This is a genomic window from Paraburkholderia sp. GW821-FHT02A12 (assembly GCF_059422005.1).
Map to the genome: position 1 here is coordinate 975,938 of NZ_JBWKWA010000002.1, position 21,644 is coordinate 997,581.

The 21,644-nt window shown below is 63.0% G+C and carries 19 protein-coding genes; 16 read left to right on the forward strand and 3 right to left on the reverse strand.

Translation table 11 applies throughout. From position 1 onward, the window contains the following. The first annotated feature begins 48 nt into the window (after window positions 1-48). From AC07WT_RS25740 to AC07WT_RS25755, 4 genes are read left to right on the forward strand one after another with little or no spacing between them, the layout of a single operon-like run. Window positions 49-2,178: a TonB-dependent siderophore receptor gene (locus AC07WT_RS25740; protein WP_494949107.1), complete on the forward strand. Its 2,130-nt coding sequence runs from the start codon at window positions 49-51 to the stop codon at window positions 2,176-2,178. Between the two features lie 11 nt (window positions 2,179-2,189). Further along, window positions 2,190-3,167 (forward strand): PstS family phosphate ABC transporter substrate-binding protein, encoded by a 978-nt coding sequence (locus AC07WT_RS25745; protein ID WP_494949108.1) that lies wholly within the window; start codon window positions 2,190-2,192, stop codon window positions 3,165-3,167. 47 nt (window positions 3,168-3,214) lie between these two features. Beyond that, on the forward strand, window positions 3,215-4,255 hold the full coding sequence (locus AC07WT_RS25750; RefSeq protein WP_494949109.1) for a PstS family phosphate ABC transporter substrate-binding protein: 1,041 nt from the start codon (window positions 3,215-3,217) through the stop codon (window positions 4,253-4,255). Between the two features lie 36 nt (window positions 4,256-4,291). Next, on the forward strand, window positions 4,292-5,335 hold the full coding sequence (locus tag AC07WT_RS25755; RefSeq protein ID WP_494949110.1) for a PstS family phosphate ABC transporter substrate-binding protein: 1,044 nt from the start codon (window positions 4,292-4,294) through the stop codon (window positions 5,333-5,335). 293 nt (window positions 5,336-5,628) lie between these two features. Here AC07WT_RS25755 and AC07WT_RS25760 read toward each other — a convergent pair whose 3' ends face one another. Together AC07WT_RS25760 and AC07WT_RS25765 are read right to left on the reverse strand one after the other, a co-directional pair. Continuing rightward, window positions 5,629-7,137: a DUF3300 domain-containing protein gene (locus tag AC07WT_RS25760; RefSeq protein ID WP_494949111.1), complete on the reverse strand. Its 1,509-nt coding sequence runs from the start codon at window positions 7,135-7,137 to the stop codon at window positions 5,629-5,631. Window positions 7,138-7,753: 616 nt separating this feature from the next. Beyond that, on the reverse strand, window positions 7,754-8,449 hold the full coding sequence (locus tag AC07WT_RS25765) for a phosphatase PAP2 family protein (RefSeq protein WP_492592997.1): 696 nt from the start codon (window positions 8,447-8,449) through the stop codon (window positions 7,754-7,756). A gap of 620 nt (window positions 8,450-9,069) precedes the next feature. Between AC07WT_RS25765 and AC07WT_RS25770 the strand changes: the two genes are divergently transcribed. Together AC07WT_RS25770 and AC07WT_RS25775 are read left to right on the forward strand one after the other, a co-directional pair. After that, window positions 9,070-9,495, forward strand: coding sequence for a CopG family transcriptional regulator (locus AC07WT_RS25770; RefSeq protein WP_492592998.1), 426 nt, complete (start codon window positions 9,070-9,072; stop codon window positions 9,493-9,495). Between the two features lie 36 nt (window positions 9,496-9,531). After that, window positions 9,532-10,632, forward strand: coding sequence for an extracellular catalytic domain type 1 short-chain-length polyhydroxyalkanoate depolymerase (locus tag AC07WT_RS25775; protein ID WP_494949112.1), 1,101 nt, complete (start codon window positions 9,532-9,534; stop codon window positions 10,630-10,632). Window positions 10,633-10,721: 89 nt separating this feature from the next. On the opposite strand, the gene AC07WT_RS25780 is transcribed toward AC07WT_RS25775, so the two are convergent. Further along, complete coding sequence (locus tag AC07WT_RS25780; RefSeq protein WP_494949113.1) at window positions 10,722-11,819, reverse strand: MBL fold metallo-hydrolase; 1,098 nt, start codon at window positions 11,817-11,819, stop codon at window positions 10,722-10,724. 83 nt (window positions 11,820-11,902) lie between these two features. Here AC07WT_RS25780 and AC07WT_RS25785 point away from each other — a divergent pair, with 83 nt between their 5' ends. The 10 genes from AC07WT_RS25785 (at window position 11,903) to AC07WT_RS25830 (ending at window position 21,639) form a co-directional block, all read left to right on the forward strand. After that, window positions 11,903-12,517 carry a TetR/AcrR family transcriptional regulator gene (locus tag AC07WT_RS25785; protein ID WP_494949114.1) on the forward strand — a complete coding sequence of 205 codons (615 nt, stop codon included), beginning with the start codon at window positions 11,903-11,905 and terminating at the stop codon, window positions 12,515-12,517. Window positions 12,518-12,673: 156 nt separating this feature from the next. Further along, the gene (locus AC07WT_RS25790) at window positions 12,674-13,639 is read left to right on the forward strand and encodes a LysR family transcriptional regulator (protein WP_494949115.1); all 966 of its coding nucleotides are present in this window, start codon (window positions 12,674-12,676) and stop codon (window positions 13,637-13,639) included. 164 nt (window positions 13,640-13,803) lie between these two features. Next, window positions 13,804-14,295, forward strand: a complete 492-nt coding sequence (locus AC07WT_RS25795) for a cupin domain-containing protein (protein WP_494949116.1) — start codon at window positions 13,804-13,806, stop codon at window positions 14,293-14,295. Between the two features lie 37 nt (window positions 14,296-14,332). Continuing rightward, window positions 14,333-15,328: a hydroxyquinol 1,2-dioxygenase gene (locus AC07WT_RS25800; protein ID WP_494949117.1), complete on the forward strand. Its 996-nt coding sequence runs from the start codon at window positions 14,333-14,335 to the stop codon at window positions 15,326-15,328. A gap of 95 nt (window positions 15,329-15,423) precedes the next feature. After that, window positions 15,424-16,887: an aldehyde dehydrogenase family protein gene (locus AC07WT_RS25805; RefSeq protein ID WP_492593005.1), complete on the forward strand. Its 1,464-nt coding sequence runs from the start codon at window positions 15,424-15,426 to the stop codon at window positions 16,885-16,887. A 6-nt stretch (window positions 16,888-16,893) separates the two neighbouring features. Next, window positions 16,894-17,958, forward strand: a complete 1,065-nt coding sequence (locus AC07WT_RS25810; protein ID WP_492593006.1) for a maleylacetate reductase — start codon at window positions 16,894-16,896, stop codon at window positions 17,956-17,958. A gap of 51 nt (window positions 17,959-18,009) precedes the next feature. After that, the gene (locus AC07WT_RS25815) at window positions 18,010-19,311 is read left to right on the forward strand and encodes an ABC transporter substrate-binding protein (RefSeq protein WP_494949118.1); all 1,302 of its coding nucleotides are present in this window, start codon (window positions 18,010-18,012) and stop codon (window positions 19,309-19,311) included. A 20-nt stretch (window positions 19,312-19,331) separates the two neighbouring features. Beyond that, a complete protein-coding gene (locus AC07WT_RS25820; protein WP_494949119.1) occupies window positions 19,332-20,054 on the forward strand; it encodes an ABC transporter ATP-binding protein in 723 nt (240 codons plus the stop codon). Between the two features lie 2 nt (window positions 20,055-20,056). Then, window positions 20,057-20,767 (forward strand): ABC transporter ATP-binding protein, encoded by a 711-nt coding sequence (locus tag AC07WT_RS25825; protein ID WP_492593009.1) that lies wholly within the window; start codon window positions 20,057-20,059, stop codon window positions 20,765-20,767. Continuing rightward, window positions 20,764-21,639, forward strand: a complete 876-nt coding sequence (locus AC07WT_RS25830) for a branched-chain amino acid ABC transporter permease (RefSeq protein ID WP_494949120.1) — start codon at window positions 20,764-20,766, stop codon at window positions 21,637-21,639. Before AC07WT_RS25825 ends, AC07WT_RS25830 begins: the two co-directional genes overlap by 4 nt. Window positions 21,640-21,644 lie beyond the last annotated feature (5 nt).

Genomic DNA, 21,644 nt, shown 5'->3' on the forward strand with positions numbered 1-21,644 from the left:
CCAAGAGGTAAGCAGCTCCGCACAACCCTTCGTCCCGTTGTGCTTGCAGTGGCCCTCGTAGCGATATCGAGCCGCGCAGTTGCCGCCACGGACGAATCTCCCGCACCGGCGGTATCGGACAACACCTTGCCGGCCGTGAACGTCAAAGCGGCCAGGCCGACGGCCGACGCGGACGCCGAACGAGGCTATCAGGCACGGCGCGCGTCCGTCGCTACCCGCACCGACACGCCGCTTATCGACATCCCGCAGGCCGTGAACGTCGTCACGCAGCAGTCTATTCAGGATCGCCAGCCGGACAGCCTCGCCGAAGCGCTCGAAACGGTTCCCGGCGTGCGCATGGGCAACACGCTGGGCGGTACGCTCGACGCCATCGTCAAGCGCGGTTTCGGCGACAACCGCGACAACTCCATTCTTCGCGACGGCATGCAGTCGGTGCAGCCGCGCAATTTCACGCCGACGACCGAGCGCATCGAAGTGCTCAAGGGACCCGCGTCGATGCTCTATGGCATTCAGGACCCCGGCGGCCTGATCAACGTGGTGACGAAGAAACCGGAACTGGAGGCTGCGCACTCGGTGTCCGGATTCACCAGCAGCTACGGCGGCGGTGGGGCGCAAGCTGACCTGACCGGTCCAATTGGTACGTCGGGGCTGGCTTACCGGTTTATCGCGGATCATCAGCGCACCGACTATTGGCGCAACTTCGGCTACAACCGGCAGGACACCATCGCGCCGTCGCTTGCGTGGTTCGGCCGCAGCACCACGGTCATGGTGCAGTACGAGCACATGAGCTATGCCGTGCCGATCGACCGGGGGACCATCATCGATACACGCACAGGAAATCCCGTCGCGGTGTCGAAGAAGGAGCGCTTCGACGAGGCCTATAACATCTCGGCCGGCCGTTCCGATGCGCTCAATGTGCGCGTCGATCAGAAGCTCGGCGCGGACTGGACGCTGCATGCGGGTTACGGCTGGAACCGAACCTACTATAACGACCAGCAAGCGCGCATCATCTCGCCGAATTTCACCACGGGCGTGCTGACGCGGCGCGTCGACTCGACCCAGAACGGCGTGCAATCCACGCAAAACCTGACCTTGAACCTGGAAGGGAAGGTGACATGGTTCGGCATGCGCCACGACATCCTGACGGGCTTCGACTACATGCGGAACTATCGCGTGCTGGCGGATCTTTATCGGGGGAAGAACAACTCGCAGTTCAATATGTACGCGCCGGTCTACGGACAGTTGCCGGCTACGTATACGCTTTCTGCCGCCGACAGCAACCAGACCGACAAGCTCATCGACCGCGGCGCATTCGTCCAGGACGCAATTCATTTCGGTGACCGATGGATCCTGCTGGGCGGTGTCCGCTATGAAAGCTTCCAGGAGCTGACCGGCAAGGGCCGGCCGTTCGTTGTCGGCTCGACGCAAAGCGACAGCCGCTTCGTGCCGCACGCCGGGCTCGTCTACAAGATCACGCCGCAATGGTCGACCTACGGCAGCTATGGCGAGTCGTTCCGCCCGAACACGTCGATTGCGACGCCCATCGGCACGTTGCCGCCGGAGCGGGCCAAGGCGTTCGAGATCGGCACGAAGCTGGAAACCGACAGGCTTACCGGCACCATGGCGCTCTTCGATATCCGCAAGCAGAACATCCAGACCACCGAGACGATCAACGGCATCAACTACACGCGCAACGCCGGCCGGGCGCGCTCGCGTGGTCTTGAACTCGATGTCAACGGCCAGCTCACCGACCACTTGAGCATGATCGCCAGCTATGCGCTGACCGAGGCGCGTTATCAGGACGATCCGAAGCTCGCTGGCAATCCGCTGCCGAACACGCCGAAGCACCAGGGCGCGTTCTATCTCACCCGCGACTTCGGCAACGTGGAAGTGGGACCCGCGTCCGGTCGCGTGCGCGCAGGCGGCGGCGTGAGGGTGTTCAGCAGCATGGCCGTCGGCGACGGCACCGGCAAGGTCTATCACTTGCCCTACGGCCGTGTCTTCGATGCGTTCGTATCGTGGAATTCGCACATCTTCGGGCAGTACATCGACTGGCAGTTGAACGCGCGGAACCTGTTCAACACGACTTACTACACCGGAAGCTGCTGTACGGGCACGCCGTTTGTCAGTATCGGCGAGAGCCGCCAGGTCATGCTCTCCGCCAGGCTCGACTTCTGAAGATGATCGAAATGCCTATGCGATTCTTGCGCCGTGTCGCGCTATTTGGTCTGCTGGCGCTGGGCGTAACACAAGCGTCAGGCGGCGCGGAAAATTCCGGTTATCTGATCGACGGTGCGATCCGCACTGCCGGTGCGGAGCACGGCGATTTCATCGTCGATGGATTTAATCGCCTCTACGTGCAGGCGAATCCGGGCGCCACGTTCGCCGCACCGTTGAGCGGGACGAGCAGCGCGATGCCATGGCTCACGTATGGAAAGGTCCTGTTCGCGCTGATGGGACGCACGGCGACCCGGCAGGAAACCGATGCTTATCAGGCCGCGAACGGCGCGCTGCCGCTTGAGATCCGCATCGCGCATACGTCGGACAACGCGACAGAAGACCTCTCATATTCGCTTGGCATTTATGTGAACCGCGCGAATCCGATCGAGAACCTGACGCCGGTTCAGGTCGCGAAGATGTTGTCCGTCGGCAATGCTGGCGGCGACTATTCGCGCTGGGGACAGCTCGGTCTCACAGGCGCCTGGGAGCCGCGCGCGATCCATCCTTACGGCACGCCGGAATGGACGGGCATGGGTGTTTACATGCAAACCACGCAGGTGGATGGACGGCCGTTTTCCGCCGCCTACGAACAGCATGGGAGCACCGCGGACATCCTCGTGCGTCTCGCCGACGATCCCGCGGGCATCGCGTTCGCGGGCATCGGCCGTGGCAACGAGCGGTTGAAGCAAGTGGGCATCGTGCCGGTCGATGGCGGCACGCCGATGCGCGGCAGCCGCGACGAAGTCGCGTCCGGCCGCTACCCCTACGGCCGATATCTATACGTGTATGTACGCAAGGTCGCCGGTGAGCCGCTCGATCCGGTGGCGCTCGCGTATTTGCGTCTGGTGCTCTCGCCGGCGGGACAGGCGGTGATCGCTTCGCAGCCGGGCGGCTACATCCCGCTCACGGATCAGGAACGACATGACGAACTGGAGAAGCTGAAATGATGCTTGAGGTCACTCACAATTCGGTTGACCGGCCCACGGCGCGTGCGATGTTATCTTCTGCCGTGCTACTCACCAGTTTACTCACCGCGTTGCTCGCCGGTTGCGCTACCGGTACGAGCAGCACGACGTCTCTCCCGACGGTCGATGCCGCGCTCCCAACGTATCGGCCGACGCCGGTTCGCATCCCCGATAACGCCCGCTACGTAACGGACTCGGGCGCGATCCGGGTTGGCGGCGCAGAACATGTGCAGTTCATCGTGGAGCGTTTCAACGCGCTGTTCTCGCAAACCCACGCCGACATCCGCTTCGACAATCAGGCGAAGGGCACCACAAGCGCCATCCCGCTGGTCACGTACGGCGTGATTCCGTTCGGGCCGGTGGGACGCGGCATCAATCCCTCGGAAGAGCGGGCGTACAAGGAAGCCGTCGGCGGTGCGCCGATCGAAATTCGCGTGGCCCATGCATCGAACGATACGTCGAAGCATCTCGCCACTTCGCTCGCGGTGTACGTGAACCGCGCGAATCCGCTGGAGCGGCTGAGCGAGGAGCAGGTGAGCAAGATCCTGTCGATCGGCAATGCAAACGGCGACTATTCACGCTGGGGACAACTGGGGCTGGGCGGTGTGTGGGCATCCCGCGCGATCCATCCTTACGGCACACCGGAGCACACTGGCTTCGGCGACTATCTGCAAGCAAACCACTTGCAGCGGCGCAAGCTCGCGCCCGACTCCGAACAGTACGGCGACACGGGCGCGATCCTGCATCGTCTGGAGCAGGACCCTGCCGGCATCGCGGTGGCGGCTATCGGACGTGAAACGAAGAGCATCAAAGCCGTGCCGATTATCGGCAGGAATGGACACACGACAACCGGCACGCCCGCCGAGATCGTCAGCAATGCTTACCCGTATGGGCGCTTTCTCTATTTCTACTTGCGGCGCGTTCCAGATCAGCCGCTCGATCCGCTCGTGGCTGAATACATGCGCATGGTGCTGTCGCGGGAAGGGCAGCAGATCATCGCGTCCCAGGCGAACGGCTATTTGCCGCTCTCGGCGGAAGAGGCGAGAGCAGAACTCGCCAAGCTGAACTGAGTCGTGTCGATGGACAAACAGGGAACCGGAAAAGTCATGTTGAAGAAGCGCTCCAATTATTCTCGTCGCACCGCTGCGGTTATCGTCGTTTTGACGGGACTTACCACCTGCGCGATTGCCTCAGCGGCCAGCGACCTCGCGGTTCCAGCCCATGCTTCTTATCTGAATCCGGCGGGAGCGGTTGTTATCGCAGGCGACGACAGCATGAGCGGTCTTCTGCGACAACTCGATCAATTATTCGTGAGAAGTCACCCGCAGTTCAAATTCGATCTCGATCTGAAGGGCGCTTCGACTGCATTACCCGCACTGACCGCCGATGTCAGCGCACTCGCGCCCATCACGCGCGACGCGTTCGGCGGCGAACGCGCCGCATTCAGGCAGGTTCATGGCCGCGATCCGGTGACGATCCGTATCGGCTACGCGGGATACGGAGTGGGTGAATCGATGCACAATCCCGCATCGGTTTTCGTCAACCAGCGCAATCCGCTGCCGGGTCTGACGCTCACTCAGCTTGCGCAAATTTTCACATCGGGCGCCGAACAGGGCGATATCAATCTCTGGTCGCAGATTGAAGGTGCGACGATCCCGCCGGAATGCAGCAAGCGGCGCATTCACCTCTACGGTCGACGCGACGACGGCGGCGCGACGACCTCCATGCGGCAGGCGAAGCTGGGCAATCATCCGTTCGCCGCCACCTATGAAGCCTTCGACACTTCCGATGAGGTCCTGAATGCGGTTGCCGAGGATGTGTGCGGCATTGGTATTGTCGGGCCGAAAGATGCGCCGAAACCGCCGGCAAAAGTGAGAACGCTTGCCCTTGGAACGGAAGCGGGAAAGTTCTTCACACCCACCTACGATAACGTTGCGAAGGGCAAATATCCGCTCGCTTCGTTTGTCCAGTTTTACGTGAATCGTGCGGATGGAAAACCGCTGGAACCGTGGATGAAGGCGTATCTGGATACTGCGCTTTCGGACGAGGGGCAGGCGTTGATTGCATCGCCAGTGCTGGTTAAGGGCGGTTTTGTGCCGTTATCGCCGAAGGATCTTCAACGTGAACGTGACAAGCTCAAGTCGATGTAGGACGGAAGGACCTTAACTTCAACAATGATTTCGCTTCATACGAGCAAAGTTAGCGTTACCGATCAAACGTTCAAAACGAAGTTATGTAGTTACAGACGCGCTTTTTTTCCTCGACGACTCTCGATCAGCCTGATCTGTTCATCAGCTTTTGCAACCCGATTCCGGAGGACGTGTGAACGCGCGGATCCGGTCCGGGCTGCCGCTGGCCGTCCATCGTTGCAGGTTCGATACGTCAGACGCCTGTGCCGGATGCGCTGTTCGTGGTTGTCCGCAGGCGACCGATACGCCGCTCTTCAGTGTGTCCTGGCGCCGTCCGACGTCGCCGGCCGCGCCACCCCGCCCGCAGGACGGAATACGGGCGCTGGCATGCCGCTGACGCGTCCGGGCATGGCTGGCGCCTGCATGCCAAGGCCGCGACCGGACGGTACGAAGCCTGGCGCGACGTGCGGCATCACCACAGCGGTTGGCCGCGGCATCGGGTGCGGCATCTGCGCTGGAGGCGCCCGCAGTACTTGAGGCGCCTGTACGTGGGGCGCCTGCGGTGACAGAGGTTCCTGTGCGCGGGGCGCCCATACCTGAGGGATCTGCTCATGAGGAACCTGCGGCGACGATGGGACCTGCGCGCGGGGCGCCGTCCATACCTGAGGCGTCTGCGCGTGAGGAACCTGCGGTGGCTGAGGGACCTGTGCGCGCGGCGCCGTCCATACCTGAGGCATCTGCGCATGAGGGACCTGTGGCGCCGGCGTCACCTCTGCGCGGGGCGCTGTCCACACCCGAGGCATCTGCGCATGAGGACCCTGCGGCGCCGGCACCGGAGCCGCCTGCGGATGCGCGTCCCCCGGCATCCCCGCGACGGCCGGCACGGTGCGCGATGAAGGAACGGCCAACGCTGCCGGATTTCCGCGCAAAGCCGGGCGCGCATCCGGCGACGCGGCGTTCGACGCAAACCGGCTCTGCACGACCGGGTCGCGGTACGGAACGCCGTGCCGATGCCACGGATCGTGCGTCCACTCGACTCCCGACGGCCGATGGTGGCGGTTCAGATCGGCGAAGCGGTCGCGGTCGAGGTCGACGTGGTGCCGATGCCAGTCACAATGCTCCCAACCCCACAGCGGAACGACTATGGCTACGCTCACCCAGCCGAAGCCGAACGGACCGGGCACCGCGTCGTAGAAGTTATCTGGGAAATAGTAGGGCGGATAAGCGGGATAAGGCCAGGCGCCATAGGCGGTCGTCGGGTTGTAGACCGGAACGTAGACGGTGTCCGCGCTGGCGGGCTGAATCGTGATGTCCTGCCCGACCTGGTTGACCGCCTCCTCCGGTATCGACTGCAGCGTGCCTGCCGCCTGCGCACGCTGGCGAAGGCGCTGGATCGAATCCATGACCGCCGGCTGGCTGGCCAGAAAGGCGTCGCCAATGCGCTCGGTCCACTCGAGGTTGTCATCGAGCATCTTCAGCACCTGCGGAAACGGCACGAGCGACTTCACACTCGGATCCCAGGGCTGCTGCTCGAGCGCGTCAGTCAACTGCCCACCCTGGAGCGCCGCGTTGCCCGGCTGCTGAACCCAGCGATCGGCTTCGACGACTTCCAGCGGATAGGTCGCCGCCATCAGGATCTGGGCGACCAGCGGATCAGGATAGAGCGCGATCGGCGCGAGCATTTGATCGAACTGCTCTGCCGTCAACGGCGCGGCGGCCTGCGGCGCCGGCTGGACCTCGCTCTCACCATGCACTCCCGATGATGCTCCGAGGATCAGGCTTGCCAGTATCCCGGCGAGAATCCGGAACATGGTCGACTTCATCTTCCCTCCTCGCAAGGCGCGATCCACGCAGATCGGCTGCGGATCGCCCTCGAACCAGACATCGCTGGTCTGTTGTACTTTTGACTCCGTTCGAACGTGCAAATTCGCGAACGCGGGGCTGCTGCCCGGTCGAAATCGTTACCGCTGTTACAGTTCCACGGAAAGAACGATCGGGACGGGTGGCAAATTCCAGCGCCGCCCGCGCGATCGGATTCCAACGCGGGGATTGCGCCGTCGTCAGGGCGATTACATTGGGATGTTGGGATGCGCGGTGCGCAGCGTCGAACGCTCGAGGTCGGACCGAATCGTGAGTGACGCCCGGCCTGCGGCGCCCTGCGCCGAAACGAGAGGCGCGCGTCTAGCTACAACTCGTTATATATGAATGGCACTTCCACGCCGAAAGGGGATCTCCGTTCTGCAAGACAGTGAACGGCGGGTCGATTACGGCCGACCGCATCGGGCAGTAGTCGGCCAATAAGGGGCGCCCGACTCAATCTCGAGGATCGTTTGCCATTAAGTGTGCGAATCGTATTTAAATCTGTCCATCCGTCATGCTTGCGCCGAAGCTCACGCTATTGCCAGTAGTTGCCGGGCCGATAGCTGCGGGCACGGGCAATCACAGTGCTTTTGAAACCGACTGCCCGAGCAGTAGTATTTCGTCAAACTGGGTTATTAATTCGAAACACAACAGAAATGCCAACGTATAAGAGGGTCCGGGAAATCTGTGAATCCATCGCAAGATCGGTGCTGCAAAACGCGTTCTAACAGAGTCCCGAGTCATTACGTAGGTGATGATAATCCCGATCGCCACCCCCGCGAGTACGTCGGTCGGATAGTGCAAGCCGAGATAAACGCGCGGCAGGCATATGAAGATCGCGGTGTACAAAAGCGCGAGCACGCCGACGCGACGCCAGACGAGAAAAATTCCTGTCGCGACTGACATCCACAGCATCGCGTGGTCGCTCGGAAAGGAACTCCAGGTGCGCAGTACCGCCTCTCGCAGACCGGCTGATGGAAAGTGCAGGTGCAGTTCGAGGTTATAGATCGGCCGCGCCCGAAATGGCAAGTAATGGGCGAGAAGCCTGCCGATTGCGAGCGCCAGGAGGCCACTCGCAATCGTCGCGATGACCATTTCACGCTCCCATTCACCACGCTGACTGGGTTTGAACCATATCCACCACAAAATGGGTACGAGCACGAAGCCCTTGAATGTATATAGGCCCGCGATAACCCTTATCGCGTGGTTAAGCATGATCGAGCTAAAAGCGATGTGCGTCAGGAAAGTCTGGATTGCTGTATCGAAACTGTTCATTTCGGCACCTCCTCTTAGACTTATAGCTATAAGAATGCCTGGCTTGCGTAAGCTGACGCCCATTTTAACTCAACCACAAGTGAGCCAAGTATGCCACCCTAAAAGTAAGGCAAAAAAATAAAAAACAGAAGCCGGAAAAGAAGTATTAACCATTATCAGAAGTGTGTGCGCTACTCGCCCCACGGTTGCGCCGATATGCATCACGGCAGACAGCCAGCATCCGTTCGCGACGGAGGCCGAGGCGTTCATGGCAGGTACAGCTCCTGGGCAGCGGTTAGTCGACGACACGCTCGTCCCGTGAACGTACTCAAGGACTGTGATTTTGAAAGATCTGGGAGCAGCTTCAGAGGCGGGTCGGGTTATCTTGAATCAATGTCCGCTTCGTAGGAGCGGTGAACGTCGCCTTCAGGGTCGCAGCCGATCGCCTGATCATGAGTTTCGAGCTACGTATGCCCATCGCATAAGACAGCATCCGGGCCATGAAGAGATAATCTGCAACCACTCCCAAACGGCCGAAGTTCGACGGGAAGCGGCCGAGCGCCCCGACCCCAAATTTTAATGTTGCGGCGCACCCAAAATCATCCTATAACCATCCATATGGATGGCAATAGGATGGCTAAATGAAAAAAACGGCGTTACCCGACACGACGCGGTCCAAAGGTGGCGACTCGGAAAAAATCACGATCAACCTTGGCCCGGTTGATCTCGGGCAGATCGATCTTCTGGTCGAGGAAGGCTTTTATTCGAACCGGACCGACCTGATTCGCACGGCGATTCGAAACCAGCTCGCGCTGCATGCGCAGGTCGTCCGGGAAACGATTACGCGTCGTGCGCTTGTGCTCGGGCTGCAGCATTTCTCCAGGCAGGATCTCGAGGCGGTACGCGCTGCGCACGAGCGCCTCAACATTCAGGTGCTGGGACTGGCCAGCATTGCCGCCGACGTCTCACCTGAGCTCGCGCTCGCGACCATCGAGAGCGTCGTGGTGCTGGGAGCCTTTCACGCTTCACCTGCCGTCAAGACGGTGCTCGCGGACAGAATCCTCTAGCCGCGCGACTCCCAACCCGATAACTGGACAAATGCGATGAACCTGAACGAAGGCTTCCTGCACTCAATGCGCGAAGCGATGACTTTGCTGCGTACCCGCGGCCCTGCCGAAGCGACAGCAGTGATACAACGCGCGCTGCGAGGCGAGACCGCTGGCGCGGCGCACGATACCGTGTCGCGTGAGAAGGCGCCGGAACCGGTCATCTTCCCGTTTGCCGAGGCAAAGGCGAAGGAAGCCGCCGCGCGTACGGCGCGGGAAGTATGCATCGACGTGGAGGATCGCGGACATTTCAGCACGCTTGCGTATTCGAACGCCGCCGGGCGCCGTCGATATCGGCTGTATGTGCCGGCGGGGGACGCCGGCGAGCCGCTCCCGCTGATTGTGATGCTGCACGGCTGCACGCAGGATGCCGACGACTTCGCAGCAGGCACGCAGATGAATGCGCTTGCCGAGCGGCATCGATGTCTCGTTGCTTATCCGGTACAGCCACGCCAGGCCAATCCGTCGAAGTGCTGGAACTGGTTCAAGCCCGACGATCAGCATCGCGAGCGCGGCGAGCCGTCATTGATCGCAGGCATCACACGCGAGATCATCGCGGCCCACAACGTCGATCCTGCGCGCGTGTACGTCGCGGGCATGTCAGCCGGGGGCGCAATGGCGGCGATCATGATCGCCGCGTATCCCGAGTTGTATGCCGCAGCCGGCGTGCATTCCGGTCTCCCCGCGCGGTGCGCGCACGATTTACCCTCCGCGCTCGCGGCGATGAAAGGCGGCAAACGCCCCCGAGAGGTACGGCGCGCGAAGCACGATACAGACTCACCGCAACGGCCCATGATCGTCTTTCATGGTGACGCCGATGCCACGGTTCACATAGCGAATGCCGCGCGGATCGTGCACGGCTTCGACGCACGGCCGGACGCCGGCAGCGAAGGGCGTCGGATCGACGCTGGCCGACGTGCCTGTACCGTCTCGCGGCTGGTTTCCAGCGACGGTGTCGATGCGGAGTTGTGGACCATTCATGGCGCGCCGCACGCGTGGGCGGGCGGCAATGCGCGAGGCAGTTACACGGACCCCACCGGTCCGGACGCAAGTGCCGAAATGCTGCGCTTCTTTCTTGATCATCCGCAACGGCAATAATGCGGTTCGCTTGCGTCTGCATACACGTGATTGCGACGGAGTGGCGTCCGTTTTGCATGCAGCAAAGACCTGCCCAGTATCCACCTTGTCTATGGCGTCAATCGCGACAATGATCTTGTGGGCACGATCTCGGCGACCTCGCGCCACCACCGCTCACCGCGGTGCGGCGCGGCCAGATCCAGCCGCTCTCCCATGCGCGGCGTCGTGAGCGGAATGCCGTGTGCGGCGGCGAGCCCCATCACGCGCTCGAACGGTTCCTGCCAGCGATGCATCGCCAGATCGAATGTGCCGTTGTGAACCGGCGCCAGCCAGCAGCCGCGCAGATCGAGGTGCGCCTGTACGGTTTCGTCGGGCTGCATGTGGACGTAGGGCCATTGGGCGTCGTAGGCGCCCGTTTCGAGCAGCGTCACGTCGAATGGACCGAGCCGCTCGCCGATGGTCCTGAAACCGTCGAAGTAGCCCGTGTCGCCGCTGAAGAATACGCGCAGATCGCCGTCGACGATCACCCACGAGGCCCACAAAGTGCTGTTGCCGTCGAAGAGGCTGCGGCCGGAGAAATGCTGGGCAGGTGTCGCGGTGAACGCCAGACCGTCGATCTCGACACCTTGCCACCAGTCGAACTGGCGGACCTTCGACGCATCGATACCCCACTCGATCAGCCGGTCGCCAACGCCCAGCGGCGTCAGAAATACGCTCGTCGTACGGGTGAGCGCGAGCACCGTCTCGCGGTCCAGGTGGTCGTAGTGGTCGTGCGACAGAATCACGCCGCGCAGCGGCGGCAAGTCGGCGAGCGCAATGGGCGGTGCATGAAAACGCTTTGGACCGAAGCGCCGGAACGGTGATGCACGTTCGGCGAAGACCGGGTCGGTCAGCCAGAACTGCCCGCGCAGTTTGAGCAGCATGGTCGAATGCCCGAGGCGATACAGACTGCGGTCAGGCGCCGCGTCAAGCTGTTCGCGCGTCAGCGCGTCGACGGGCAGGGTGCTTGCCGGCGCAGTGCCCTCCGGTTTCCTGAACAACACATTCCACGCGATGCTCAAGGTCTTGCCGATTCCTTCGGCCGGACGCGGCTTGACGTTACGAAAGCGCTCGCCGTCATGTTGAACTGACGAGTCGAACAATTCACGCCCGCGTCGCGCTGTTGTCAAGCCCAAAGCGCGGCGGATAGAAGCGGTGAACGATGTCATGTAAGGCGTCCCGAAACGGAAAGTAGACTGCTCAGTGTAGTTTATTATCGAAAAAAGTAAACTGCCTGGTGTAAAATTTAACGATGAATACCAGTGCCAGCCCGCTACGCCTGACCGACCGCAAGCGCGCCGCCGTGATCGGAGCGGCCATCGACGAATTTCTCGCCGCCGGCTTCGACGCGACCAGCATGGACCGCATCGCCGCCCGCGCGGGCGTTTCGAAGCGTACCGTCTATAACCATTTTCCGAGCAAGGAAGCGCTATTCGCGGCGATCCTGCGGCAATTGTGGGACTCGAGCGACACCGGCAAGGCGCCCGCTTATTCCGACTCTCAGCCGTTGCGCGCGCAGTTGCTCCAGTTGCTGTTGAAAAAGCTGAGCCTTTTAAACGACGAGGCATTCCTGTCGCTCGCGCGCGTTGCGATCGCGGCAGGCATTCATTCACCGGAGCGCGCGCGCGACATGGTGGCCCGCATGGGCGAGCGTGAAGAAGACTTGACCGTGTGGATACGTGCAGCCGCTGCTGCTGGCCGCCTCAAGACATCGGACCCGACGTTCGCCTCGCAGCAGTTGCAGGGCCTCGTGAAAGCGTTCGCTTTCTGGCCGCAGGTGACGATGGGGCAGCGCCCCCTCAGCAAAGCTGAACAAAAGCAAGTCGCGGAATCCGCCGCCGATATGTTTCTCGCACGCTATGCGTGAGTGGCGTGTACGCAGTCGATGGGGTGGTCTCAGTTTTGCCGGCTTCGCGGTGTCAGTTCGAGCGGACACGGCGACCCGGCGCAACAGCGCCCCGCAAACAGGATTACACTTCAGCCGCATAACAGGGCCGCGGGCACAGCGGCCACAGGAGACAGCATGGATCTCTTCATGTCGATGGAAGCGTTCGTGCGGGCCGCGGAAGCGCAGAGCTTTGCCGGCGCCGCGCGCCAGTTGGGCGTCGCCAAATCGGTGGTGACCTCGCGCGTCAAACAGCTCGAAGACCATTTCGGCGTGCCGCTGTTTCATCGTTCGACGCGGGCCGTGCGCCTGTCGGAACTCGGCGAGACTTATTACCGCGAGTGCGCCGAACTGGTCAACAAGGTTCACGAACTGTCCGGACGTTCGCGCGGCGATCCGCAAGCGCTGGCCGGCACGCTCAATGTGCACGTGCTGCCGGGCTTCGCACTCGGGCATTTTTCGCAGACGCTGATCGAATTCCGCGCCGCGTACCCACGCGTGGAATTCGTCGTGACCGTCAGCGACCGGGTCATCGATCCGGTTCAGGAAGGCTTCGATCTGGCGTTGCAAATCTATCCGCCGGCGTCGAACCTGCTGGTCGAGCGGCGTCTGTTTCCAGTACGCGGCGTGCTATGCGCAGCGCCTGGCTACCTGAAGGAAGAGCCGCTGATCGAAACACCGCTGGATTTGCTGCGGCACGACTTCGCCCGCTATTCGTACTACCCGTGGGGCGACAAGTGGCCGCTGATGCGCGGCAACGAGTGCTTCGAAATCGCGCTGAATCCGGTGCTGAAAACCAATAGCGTGCATCTGCTGCTGGAGTTCGCGCGAGCCGGCGCAGGCGTCGTTTATTTGCCGACCATGGTCGCCGCCGCCGATCTGTTGGAGCATCGTCTCGAACGGGTGCTGCCGGAGTACGCGGCGCCGCCGCTGTGGCTGTCGGCGGTGTATCCCGCCTCGCACCGCTCGACCACCAAGGTCAAGGCTTTCGTCGACTTCCTGCGCGCGCGCTATCTGCGCGAGCCGCAGTGGGACAAGGCGCTCGGCATTGCGCCGCCGGACGACGAGACCAAAAGCGTCGGCGAGGAACTGGCCGAAGACTGAGTTCAGCCGGACGCCCGTCCGGGTTCGCCACCAGGTAGTTTCCCTGGCGGGATTCTGATGCACCTAGGGTTCGCGTTTCCCGACCCTCGGAACATTGCTGTTGCGCCTGCCGCCACTTAATCTTCGATGCAAGCAACGCATTCGTAGATCAACTGGAGGCAGACATGCAACAGACCTGGTTCGGCAGCCTGGACAATTTTCGGAAGGGCTCCATCGAAATCATCAAGGGCAAACCGGAGCACTACGCCATGTCGAATGTGTTCGACGTGGCGAGCCGCGCTGAGCCCTATGAGAAAGTCGTCGTCGGCAAGAATCTCAAGTACGTGATCGAGACGCTGCGCGCGGAAGGTTCGTCGCCGTGGTTCGCCGCGTCGCATGACGAGTTCGCGGTCGTGCTCGACGGCGAGATCGACGTCTACTTCATCAAGCCGTCGGACGGTCCGCTGGTCGACACGCAGACCGAAGGCAGCGTGCGGCTCGAAGGCCAGCCGCCGGGCCAGGCAATGGGCTACGTGCGGCTACGCCGCGGCCACCAGGCGCTGCTGCCCGCGGGCGCCGCCTACCGCTTCGAAGCGGTGACGAAAGGCGTGCTGCTCGTGCAGACGATCCTCGGACGCTATTCGGTCGAGAAGTGGGCCGACATCTGCATCCACTGATTCCCGCTACACGATCGATCCTCTTCTGGAGCCCGTCATGGACAAAGCCAGCACCCTGCAAAACGTTACCGCGAGCGAGGCCGATCCGGTCACCGGCTATCGCGTGTTCCGCCTCGGCGATTTCGAATTCAGCCGCGACGCCTATTTCGCCACCGTCAGATGGCCCGCCAAAGGCCAGATCCGCTCGCACCAGATGCACGCCGACGACTTCCTGCGCGCGATGATGCGCGATGTGGCCTGGGGCTTCTTCTACGGCTGGGTCAACTTCGACGAAGTGATCGGCACGCGCAATCACTACGGCAAGGTCGACATGTACGCCGGCGCGTATAACGCGAGCCTCAAGGAAGCGGGTGTCGACCACATGCAGCAGTTCGACACGCCGCTCATCATGGCGACCTTCAAGGCGATTCTGAAGGACTGGGTCAACGAAGGCTTCGATCCGTTCGCCGCGCCCGAAGAAACCGGCTCCGCGTTCGGCACGAAACACGGCGACAACATCGCGGCGATCGAGCGCACGCGGATCGCGACCAGGCGCATGCCGGGCCTCGAAGGCGACTCGCCGTTGCGCGACGACTTGCCGGTCAACCGCCAGTTCGCCGATGTGGTCCAGGATGAACCGGAGATTCACGCGGAGCCCGGCTTCGAGAACGCGCTGCATGCGTTCAGCCTCTTCAAGTATCTGTCGCGCTCGGACGTGACGTGGAATCCGTCGGTCACTTCCGTGTGTCAGCAAAGCCTGTTCTGTCCGACCACCGAGGAATTCGTGCTGCCGGTGTTTCATGGCAACGACCGCGTCGAGTGGTTCCTGCAACTGTCCGACCAGATCATCTGGGATGTCGCGGATAAGGACAGCGGCGAGCCGCGTGCGCGCATCACGATGAACGCGGGCGATATCGCCGCGATGCCGGCCGACATTCGCCATAAGGGCTACTCGCAGAAGCGTTCGATGCTGCTGGTGTGGGAGAACGCCACGCCCGATCTGCCGAAGCGCTACGAAAGCGGCGAACTGCCGCCGTATCCGATCCAGATGTAACTCGCCGGCATTCCCCCCGATCGCTGATCGAACGGCGCCGGACTGCCGGCGCCGCGGGGGATGTCACGTCCAGGTTTTACTTGCGCGGGACTGATATGCAAACGCAACTCTTCATCGGCGGCCGCTTCGTGCCGGCTGCCAACGGCGAAACGCTCGCCTCCCTCAATCCGCACGACAACTCGGTGATCGCCGAAGTCGCGATGGCCGGACCCGCCGACGTCGACCGCGCTGTCGCAGCGGCGAAAGCGGCGTTTCCGAAGTGGAGCAATCTTGCCGCGATGGAGCGGGGGCGCCTGCTGCTCAAACTCGCCGACGCGATCGAAGCGAACGCCGACGCGCTCGCACGCCTCGAATCGCTCGACACCGGCCACCCGATTCGCGACACGCGCAATCTCGACGTGCCGCGCACCGCGGCCACGTTCCGCTATTTCGGCGGCATGGCCGACAAGTTCGAAGGTTCGGTGATTCCGGTCGAGCAGGGTTTTCTGAACTACCTGACGCGCGAGCCGGTGGGTATCGTCGGGCAGGTGGTGCCGTGGAATTTTCCGCTGATGTTCACGAGCTGGAAAATGGCGCCCGCGCTCGCGGCGGGCAACTGCGTGATCATGAAGCCCGCCGAACTCACGCCGCTGTCGAGCCTGGCTATTGCCGAGCTGATGGCGGAAGTGGGCTTCCCGGACGGCGTCGTCAATATTCTGCCGGGTTTGGGGCAGGTGGCGGGCCAGTACATCGCCGAGCATCCGGAGATCAGCAAGGTCGCTTTCACCGGCTCCACAGCGGTGGGCCGCAAGATCGTGCAGGCGTCGAGCGGCAATCTGAAGAAGGTGCAGCTCGAACTCGGCGGCAAGGGCGCGAACATCGTATTCGGCGACGCCAATATCGACGCCGTCGTGCAAGGCTCGGCGTTCGCGATCTTCCACAACCAGGGGCAGGCGTGTATCGCCGGCTCGCGGATGATCGTGCATGAATCGATCGCCGACGAAGTGCTCGAGAAATTCGTTGCGCTCAGCCGCACGATCAAGATCGGCAATCCGCTCGATCCGTCGACGGAAATGGGCCCGCTCACGTCGCGCCAGCATCGCGACCGCGTGCTGTCGTTCGTCGATGTCGCGCGCGAGCAGGGCGGCCGCGTGCTGGCGGGCGGCAAGGCGCCGGACGACACTGCGCTCGCGAACGGCTGCTATGTCGAACCGACCATCGTCGACGCGAAGCCCGAGCATCGGGTGTCGCAGGAAGAAGTGTTCGGCCCGTTCATGACCGTCACCCGATTCCGCACCGACGAAGAAGCGCTCGCCATCGCGAACGGCACCGAATACGGTCTCGGCGCCGGTCTCTGGACACGCGATTTGCAACGCGCGCATCTGCTCGCTCGCGAGATTCGCGCCGGCATGGTGTGGATCAACTGCTACAAGCGCGTGAGCCCCGCGTCGCCGTTCGGCGGCGTCGGCGCGAGCGGCTATGGCCGCGAGATGGGTTTCGAAGCGATGCGCGAATACACGCAGCCCAAGTCGGTGTGGGTCAACGTGGATGCGCAGATTCCGCCTTACTACCCGCGCTGAACCGCCATGGAACCGTTCATCTACAACGGCTTGCCGTCGCGCGTGATCTTCGGCGCGGGCAGCCTCGACCAGCTCGGTCGCGAGATCGGTTTGCTCGGCGCGACGCGGGCGATCGTGCTGTCCACACCCCAACAGCGTGCACAGGCCGAAGCGCTGGCCGCAAGTCTCGGCGCGCGAGCGGCGGGGGTCTACGCAGAAGCCGTGATGCACGTGCCGGTCGAAACGGCTCGCGCGGCACGCGAGTTTGCCGCACAGGTCGGCGCCGATTGCGCGATCGCGATAGGCGGTGGTTCGACGACGGGTCTCGGCAAGGCGATCGCACTCGAAACCTCACTGCCGATCATCGCGATTCCGACCACCTACGCCGGTTCCGAGATGACGCCGATTTACGGTCTCACCGAGGGCGGCGTCAAGAAGACCGGTCGCGATCTGCGTGTGTTGCCGAAGACGGTGATCTACGACCCCGCGTTGACGACGTCGCTGCCGCCGGGGTTATCGCTCACGAGCGGTATCAACGCGATCGCCCACGCCGCGGAAGGGCTCTATGCGCAGGACGCGAATCCGATCATCAGTCTGATGGCGGAAGAGGGCATCCGCGCGCTCGGCCAGGGTTTGCCCCGCGTGATCGAGCAACCGGGCGATCTCGCCGCGCGTGGCGACTGCCTGTACGGCGCATGGTTGTGCGGCGCGGTGCTCGGCAGCGTCGGCATGGCCTTGCATCACAAGCTGTGTCATATGCTCGGCGGCACTTTCAATCTGCCGCACGCGGAGACGCACACCATCGTGTTGCCGCATGTGCTCGCCTACAACCGCGAGGCCGCGCCTGACGCGATGCAGCGTATCGCTTGCGCCTTGCACGCCGGCGATGCCGCGCAAGCCGTGTTCGACCTCGCTCGCGATCACGGCGCACCGACTGCGCTGAAAGACATCGGTCTCACCGCAACCGATCTCGACGTCGCGCTCGGTCTCGCGTTGAAGAACCCGAACCCTTACTGGAATCCGCGGCCGGTCGAGCATGCGCCGCTGCGGGCGTTACTCGAAGCGGCTTTCGACGGGCGGCGACCGATTTAGTGCGCTCGATCCCGCTCGATCCCATTCATATAAAAAATTCAGGAGACAACCATGGACGCATATTCCTTCGATGCGAGGCGCCGCCGCTTCGTCACACTCGCGGCAGGCGGCGCGTTCGCCGCCACGGCCTCGGCATTCTCGCCGCTGGTATTCGCCGCCGGTCCACGCACGCTGAAAATCGGCTACGTGTCGCCGCAAACCGGACCGCTCGCGCCGTTCGGCGAAGCGGACCGCTTCACGATCCAGCAGATGCAGACGGTGCTGAAAAACGGCATCGCGATCGGCGGCAAGACGTATCCGGTGTCGATCGTCGTCAAGGACAGCCAGTCGAATCCGAATCGTGCCGGCGAGGTCGCCAACGATCTGATCCTGAAGGACAAGGTCGACATCATGCTGGTGTCAGGCACGCCCGAGACCGCGAATCCGGTCAGCGACGCGTGCGAGCTGAACGAGATGCCGTGCGTGTCGACGGTGGTGCCGTGGCAGCCGTGGTTCTTCGGCAGAAAGGGCGATCCGAAGAAGGGTTTTCGCTTTACCTATCATTTCTTCTGGGGACTGGAGGACGTGATCGCCGTCTACACCGGCATGTGGCAATCGGTGCAGACCAACCACAGCGTCGGCGGCCTGTTCCCGAACGATGGCGACGGCAACGCATGGGGCGACGCAAAGCTCGGCTTTCCGCCGGTGCTCGCACAAAAGGGTTTCACGCTGAAGGACCCGGGCCGCTTCCAGAGCATGACGCAGGACTTCTCCGCGCAGATTTCGTCGTTCAGGCAGGCGAATGCGCAGATCGTCACGGGCGTCGTGATCCCGCCGGACGCGAAGAATTTTCTGGTGCAGGCGCGCCAGCAAGGTCTGAAACCCAAGGTCATTTCGATCGGCAAGGCGCTGCTGTTTCCGACCTCTATCGAAGCGCTGGGCGATCTCGGCGAGGGCCTTTCCACCGAGGTGTGGTGGTCGCCGTCGCATCCGTTCAAGTCGTCGTTGACGGGGCAAAGTGCGCGGCAGCTCGCCGACGACTACGAACGCGTCACGTCGAAGCAATGGACTCAGCCGATCGGCTTCGCTCATGCGTTGTTCGAAATCGCCGTCGATTCGTTAAAGCGCGCGAAAGACGTCGATTCGAACGAAGCGATTCGCGACGCGGTGGCGTCGACGCAGCTCGATACGCTGGTCGGGCATGTCGCGTGGGGCAGCGGGCCGGTGAAGAATGTCGCGAAGACGCCGCTGGTGGGCGGGCAATGGCGCAGTGCACAAGGATCGGGACAGAAGCATCGCTTCGATCTCGCGATCGTCAACAACCAGCTCGCGCCGAGCGTGCCGCTGTCCGGCCCGCTCAAGCTGATCGCGTGACTCGATAGCGGAGAGGGACGATGAACCCAGTTCTCAGACTGACCGGCGTATCGAAGCGCTACGGCGCGCTACAGGTGACCGACGACATCAGCTTCGCCGTCGAACGCGGCGAAACCTACGGCATCCTCGGCCCGAACGGCGCCGGCAAGACCACGCTGTTCAATCTCGTCAGCGGCGACGTGCGGCCCGATCAGGGCAGCGTCGAATTCGACGGCGCGGATGTGAACCACTTACCGCCGCATCGGCGTTGCGCCGCCGGAATCGGCCGCTCGTATCAGGTACCGCGGCCGTTCGGCGGCATGACGGTGTTCGAGAACCTGCTGGTCGGCGCGACCTTCGGCGGTGAACTGGCCGAGCACGCCGCCTACGGCGTTTGCATCGACGTGCTCGAACGCACGGGCCTCAAAGCCCGTGCCAACCAGTTGGCCGGCACGCTCGGGCTGCTGGACCGCAAGCGCCTCGAACTGGCCCGCGCGCTCGCGACCCAGCCGCAGCTGCTGCTGCTCGACGAGATCGCCGGCGGCCTGACTGAACCCGAAACGCACGAACTCGTCGACGAGATTCGCCGCGTCAAGGAGCGCGGCGTGACGATCGTGTGGATCGAGCACGTCGTGCATGCGCTGCTCGCGGTGGCCGACCGGCTGCTCGTCATCAACTTCGGCAAACGGTTGGCCGAAGGCGCGCCCGCCGCCGTGATGGACAACCCCGAAGTGCGGCGCGTGTATCTCGGACTGGAGGCATGACCATGTCGGCATTACTGGAGACTCGCGCGCTGAGCGCGTTTTACGGCGACTTCCAGGCGCTGTTCGGCATCGACGTGACGGTCGCGCCGGGCGAGGTGATCGCGCTGATCGGCTCGAACGGCGCGGGCAAATCGACCTTCCTGAAATCGGTGGCGGGTCTGCTGCGCCCGCGTGCCGCCGGGCAGATCCTGTATCGCGGCGAGCCGATCGGCGGCGCGGCTGCGGCGGGCATCGTCGGCAAGGGCATTGCGCTGGTGCCGGAAGGACGGCGCCTGTTCGCGAGCTTGAGCGTCGAAGAAAACCTTCTGCTCGGCGCGTTCTGCAAACGGCCGGGGCGCTGGAACCTGCAAAGCGTCTACGCGCTGTTCCCCGTGTTGCAGGAGCGCCGTCATCACGCAGCCTCCGCGTTGTCGGGCGGCCAGCAGCAGATGGTCGCGATTGGCCGCGCGCTGATGAGCAATCCCGATCTGCTGATGTGCGACGAACTCTCGCTCGGCCTCGCGCCGGTGATCGTGCGCGAGATCTATGCGGCGTTGCCCGCGATCGTCGCGGGTGGCATGAGCGCGATCGTCGTCGAGCAGGACGTGCAACTGGCGCGCCGCGTGTCGTCGCGTTTCTATTGCTTCCAGGAAGGACGTGTGTCGCTGGCGGGCATATCGGCCGAGGTGTCGGACGAGGCGATCACGCAAGCGTACTTTGGAGCGGTGGCATGACTACCTTCTTCAATATCGTCGTGCAAGGCGTGCTGCTCGGCGCGCTGTACGGGCTTTTCGCGATGGGGCAGTCGCTGGTGTTCGGTGTGATGCGGTTGACCAACACCGCGCACGGCGATTTCATCGTGCTGCTGGTGTTCGTGCTGTTCGCGTTGACGAGCTTCGCCCATCTGCCGCTTGCCGCGGCACTCGTGCTGCTGCTCGTGATCGCGTTTGGCGCGGGTTATGCGGTGCAGTACGCGATCCTCAACCGGGTCAGCAGCCGCGATCCGCTGCCTTCGCTGATCGTCACGTTCGGTTTGTCGATCGTGATCCAGAACGTGCTGCAGCAGGTGTTCTCCGCCGATCCGCGTTCGGTCGCAACAGGCAGCTTCGAGTCGAAGAGCATCGCGCTCGCGGGGGGCGCTGGTGGCATTACGCTCGGCTATCTGCCGCTCATCACGCTGGCGGCGACGGTTGCGCTCGCCTTCGCGATGCAGTGGCTGTTCGGCCGCACGCCGCTCGGCCGAGCATTTCGCGCCACCTCGGACGACCGCGAGATCGTGCAACTGATGGGCGTTTCGTATCGCCGCACCTATGCGCTGGCGATGGGCATCGCCTTCGTGCTGATCGCGCTCGCCGCCGCGCTCTATTCGATGCGCACCGCAGTCTCGCCGACCGACGGCCCGGCGTTGCTGCTGTACGCGTTCGAAGCGGTGATCATCGGCGGGATGGGCTCGTTCTGGGGCACCTGCATCGGCGGCATCGCGCTCGGCATCGCGCAGCAGGTGGGCTTTTATTTCGATCCCGGCTGGGGCATCTGGCTCGGCCACGTGGTGTTTCTCGGCGTGCTGGTGGCGCGGCCGCAGGGCTTGCTGCCCAAAACCGCATAGAGGTT

Excerpts from the sequence above, each read along its gene's own strand:
- AC07WT_RS25745 (WP_494949108.1), top strand. The coding sequence starts at position 2,190 with ATGCCTATGCGATTCTTGCGCCGTGTCGCGCTATTTGGTCTGCTGGCG.
- AC07WT_RS25750 (WP_494949109.1), top strand. The coding sequence starts at position 3,215 with ATGTTATCTTCTGCCGTGCTACTCACCAGTTTACTCACCGCGTTGCTC.
- AC07WT_RS25755 (WP_494949110.1), top strand. The coding sequence starts at position 4,292 with ATGTTGAAGAAGCGCTCCAATTATTCTCGTCGCACCGCTGCGGTTATC.
- AC07WT_RS25760 (WP_494949111.1), bottom strand. The coding sequence starts at position 7,137 with ATGAAGTCGACCATGTTCCGGATTCTCGCCGGGATACTGGCAAGCCTG.
- AC07WT_RS25765 (WP_492592997.1), bottom strand. The coding sequence starts at position 8,449 with ATGAACAGTTTCGATACAGCAATCCAGACTTTCCTGACGCACATCGCT.
- AC07WT_RS25770 (WP_492592998.1), top strand. The coding sequence starts at position 9,070 with ATGAAAAAAACGGCGTTACCCGACACGACGCGGTCCAAAGGTGGCGAC.
- AC07WT_RS25775 (WP_494949112.1), top strand. The coding sequence starts at position 9,532 with ATGAACCTGAACGAAGGCTTCCTGCACTCAATGCGCGAAGCGATGACT.
- AC07WT_RS25780 (WP_494949113.1), bottom strand. The coding sequence starts at position 11,819 with ATGACATCGTTCACCGCTTCTATCCGCCGCGCTTTGGGCTTGACAACA.
- AC07WT_RS25785 (WP_494949114.1), top strand. The coding sequence starts at position 11,903 with ATGAATACCAGTGCCAGCCCGCTACGCCTGACCGACCGCAAGCGCGCC.
- AC07WT_RS25790 (WP_494949115.1), top strand. The coding sequence starts at position 12,674 with ATGGATCTCTTCATGTCGATGGAAGCGTTCGTGCGGGCCGCGGAAGCG.
- AC07WT_RS25795 (WP_494949116.1), top strand. The coding sequence starts at position 13,804 with ATGCAACAGACCTGGTTCGGCAGCCTGGACAATTTTCGGAAGGGCTCC.
- AC07WT_RS25800 (WP_494949117.1), top strand. The coding sequence starts at position 14,333 with ATGGACAAAGCCAGCACCCTGCAAAACGTTACCGCGAGCGAGGCCGAT.
- AC07WT_RS25805 (WP_492593005.1), top strand. The coding sequence starts at position 15,424 with ATGCAAACGCAACTCTTCATCGGCGGCCGCTTCGTGCCGGCTGCCAAC.
- AC07WT_RS25810 (WP_492593006.1), top strand. The coding sequence starts at position 16,894 with ATGGAACCGTTCATCTACAACGGCTTGCCGTCGCGCGTGATCTTCGGC.
- AC07WT_RS25815 (WP_494949118.1), top strand. The coding sequence starts at position 18,010 with ATGGACGCATATTCCTTCGATGCGAGGCGCCGCCGCTTCGTCACACTC.
- AC07WT_RS25820 (WP_494949119.1), top strand. The coding sequence starts at position 19,332 with ATGAACCCAGTTCTCAGACTGACCGGCGTATCGAAGCGCTACGGCGCG.
- AC07WT_RS25825 (WP_492593009.1), top strand. The coding sequence starts at position 20,057 with ATGTCGGCATTACTGGAGACTCGCGCGCTGAGCGCGTTTTACGGCGAC.
- AC07WT_RS25830 (WP_494949120.1), top strand. The coding sequence starts at position 20,764 with ATGACTACCTTCTTCAATATCGTCGTGCAAGGCGTGCTGCTCGGCGCG.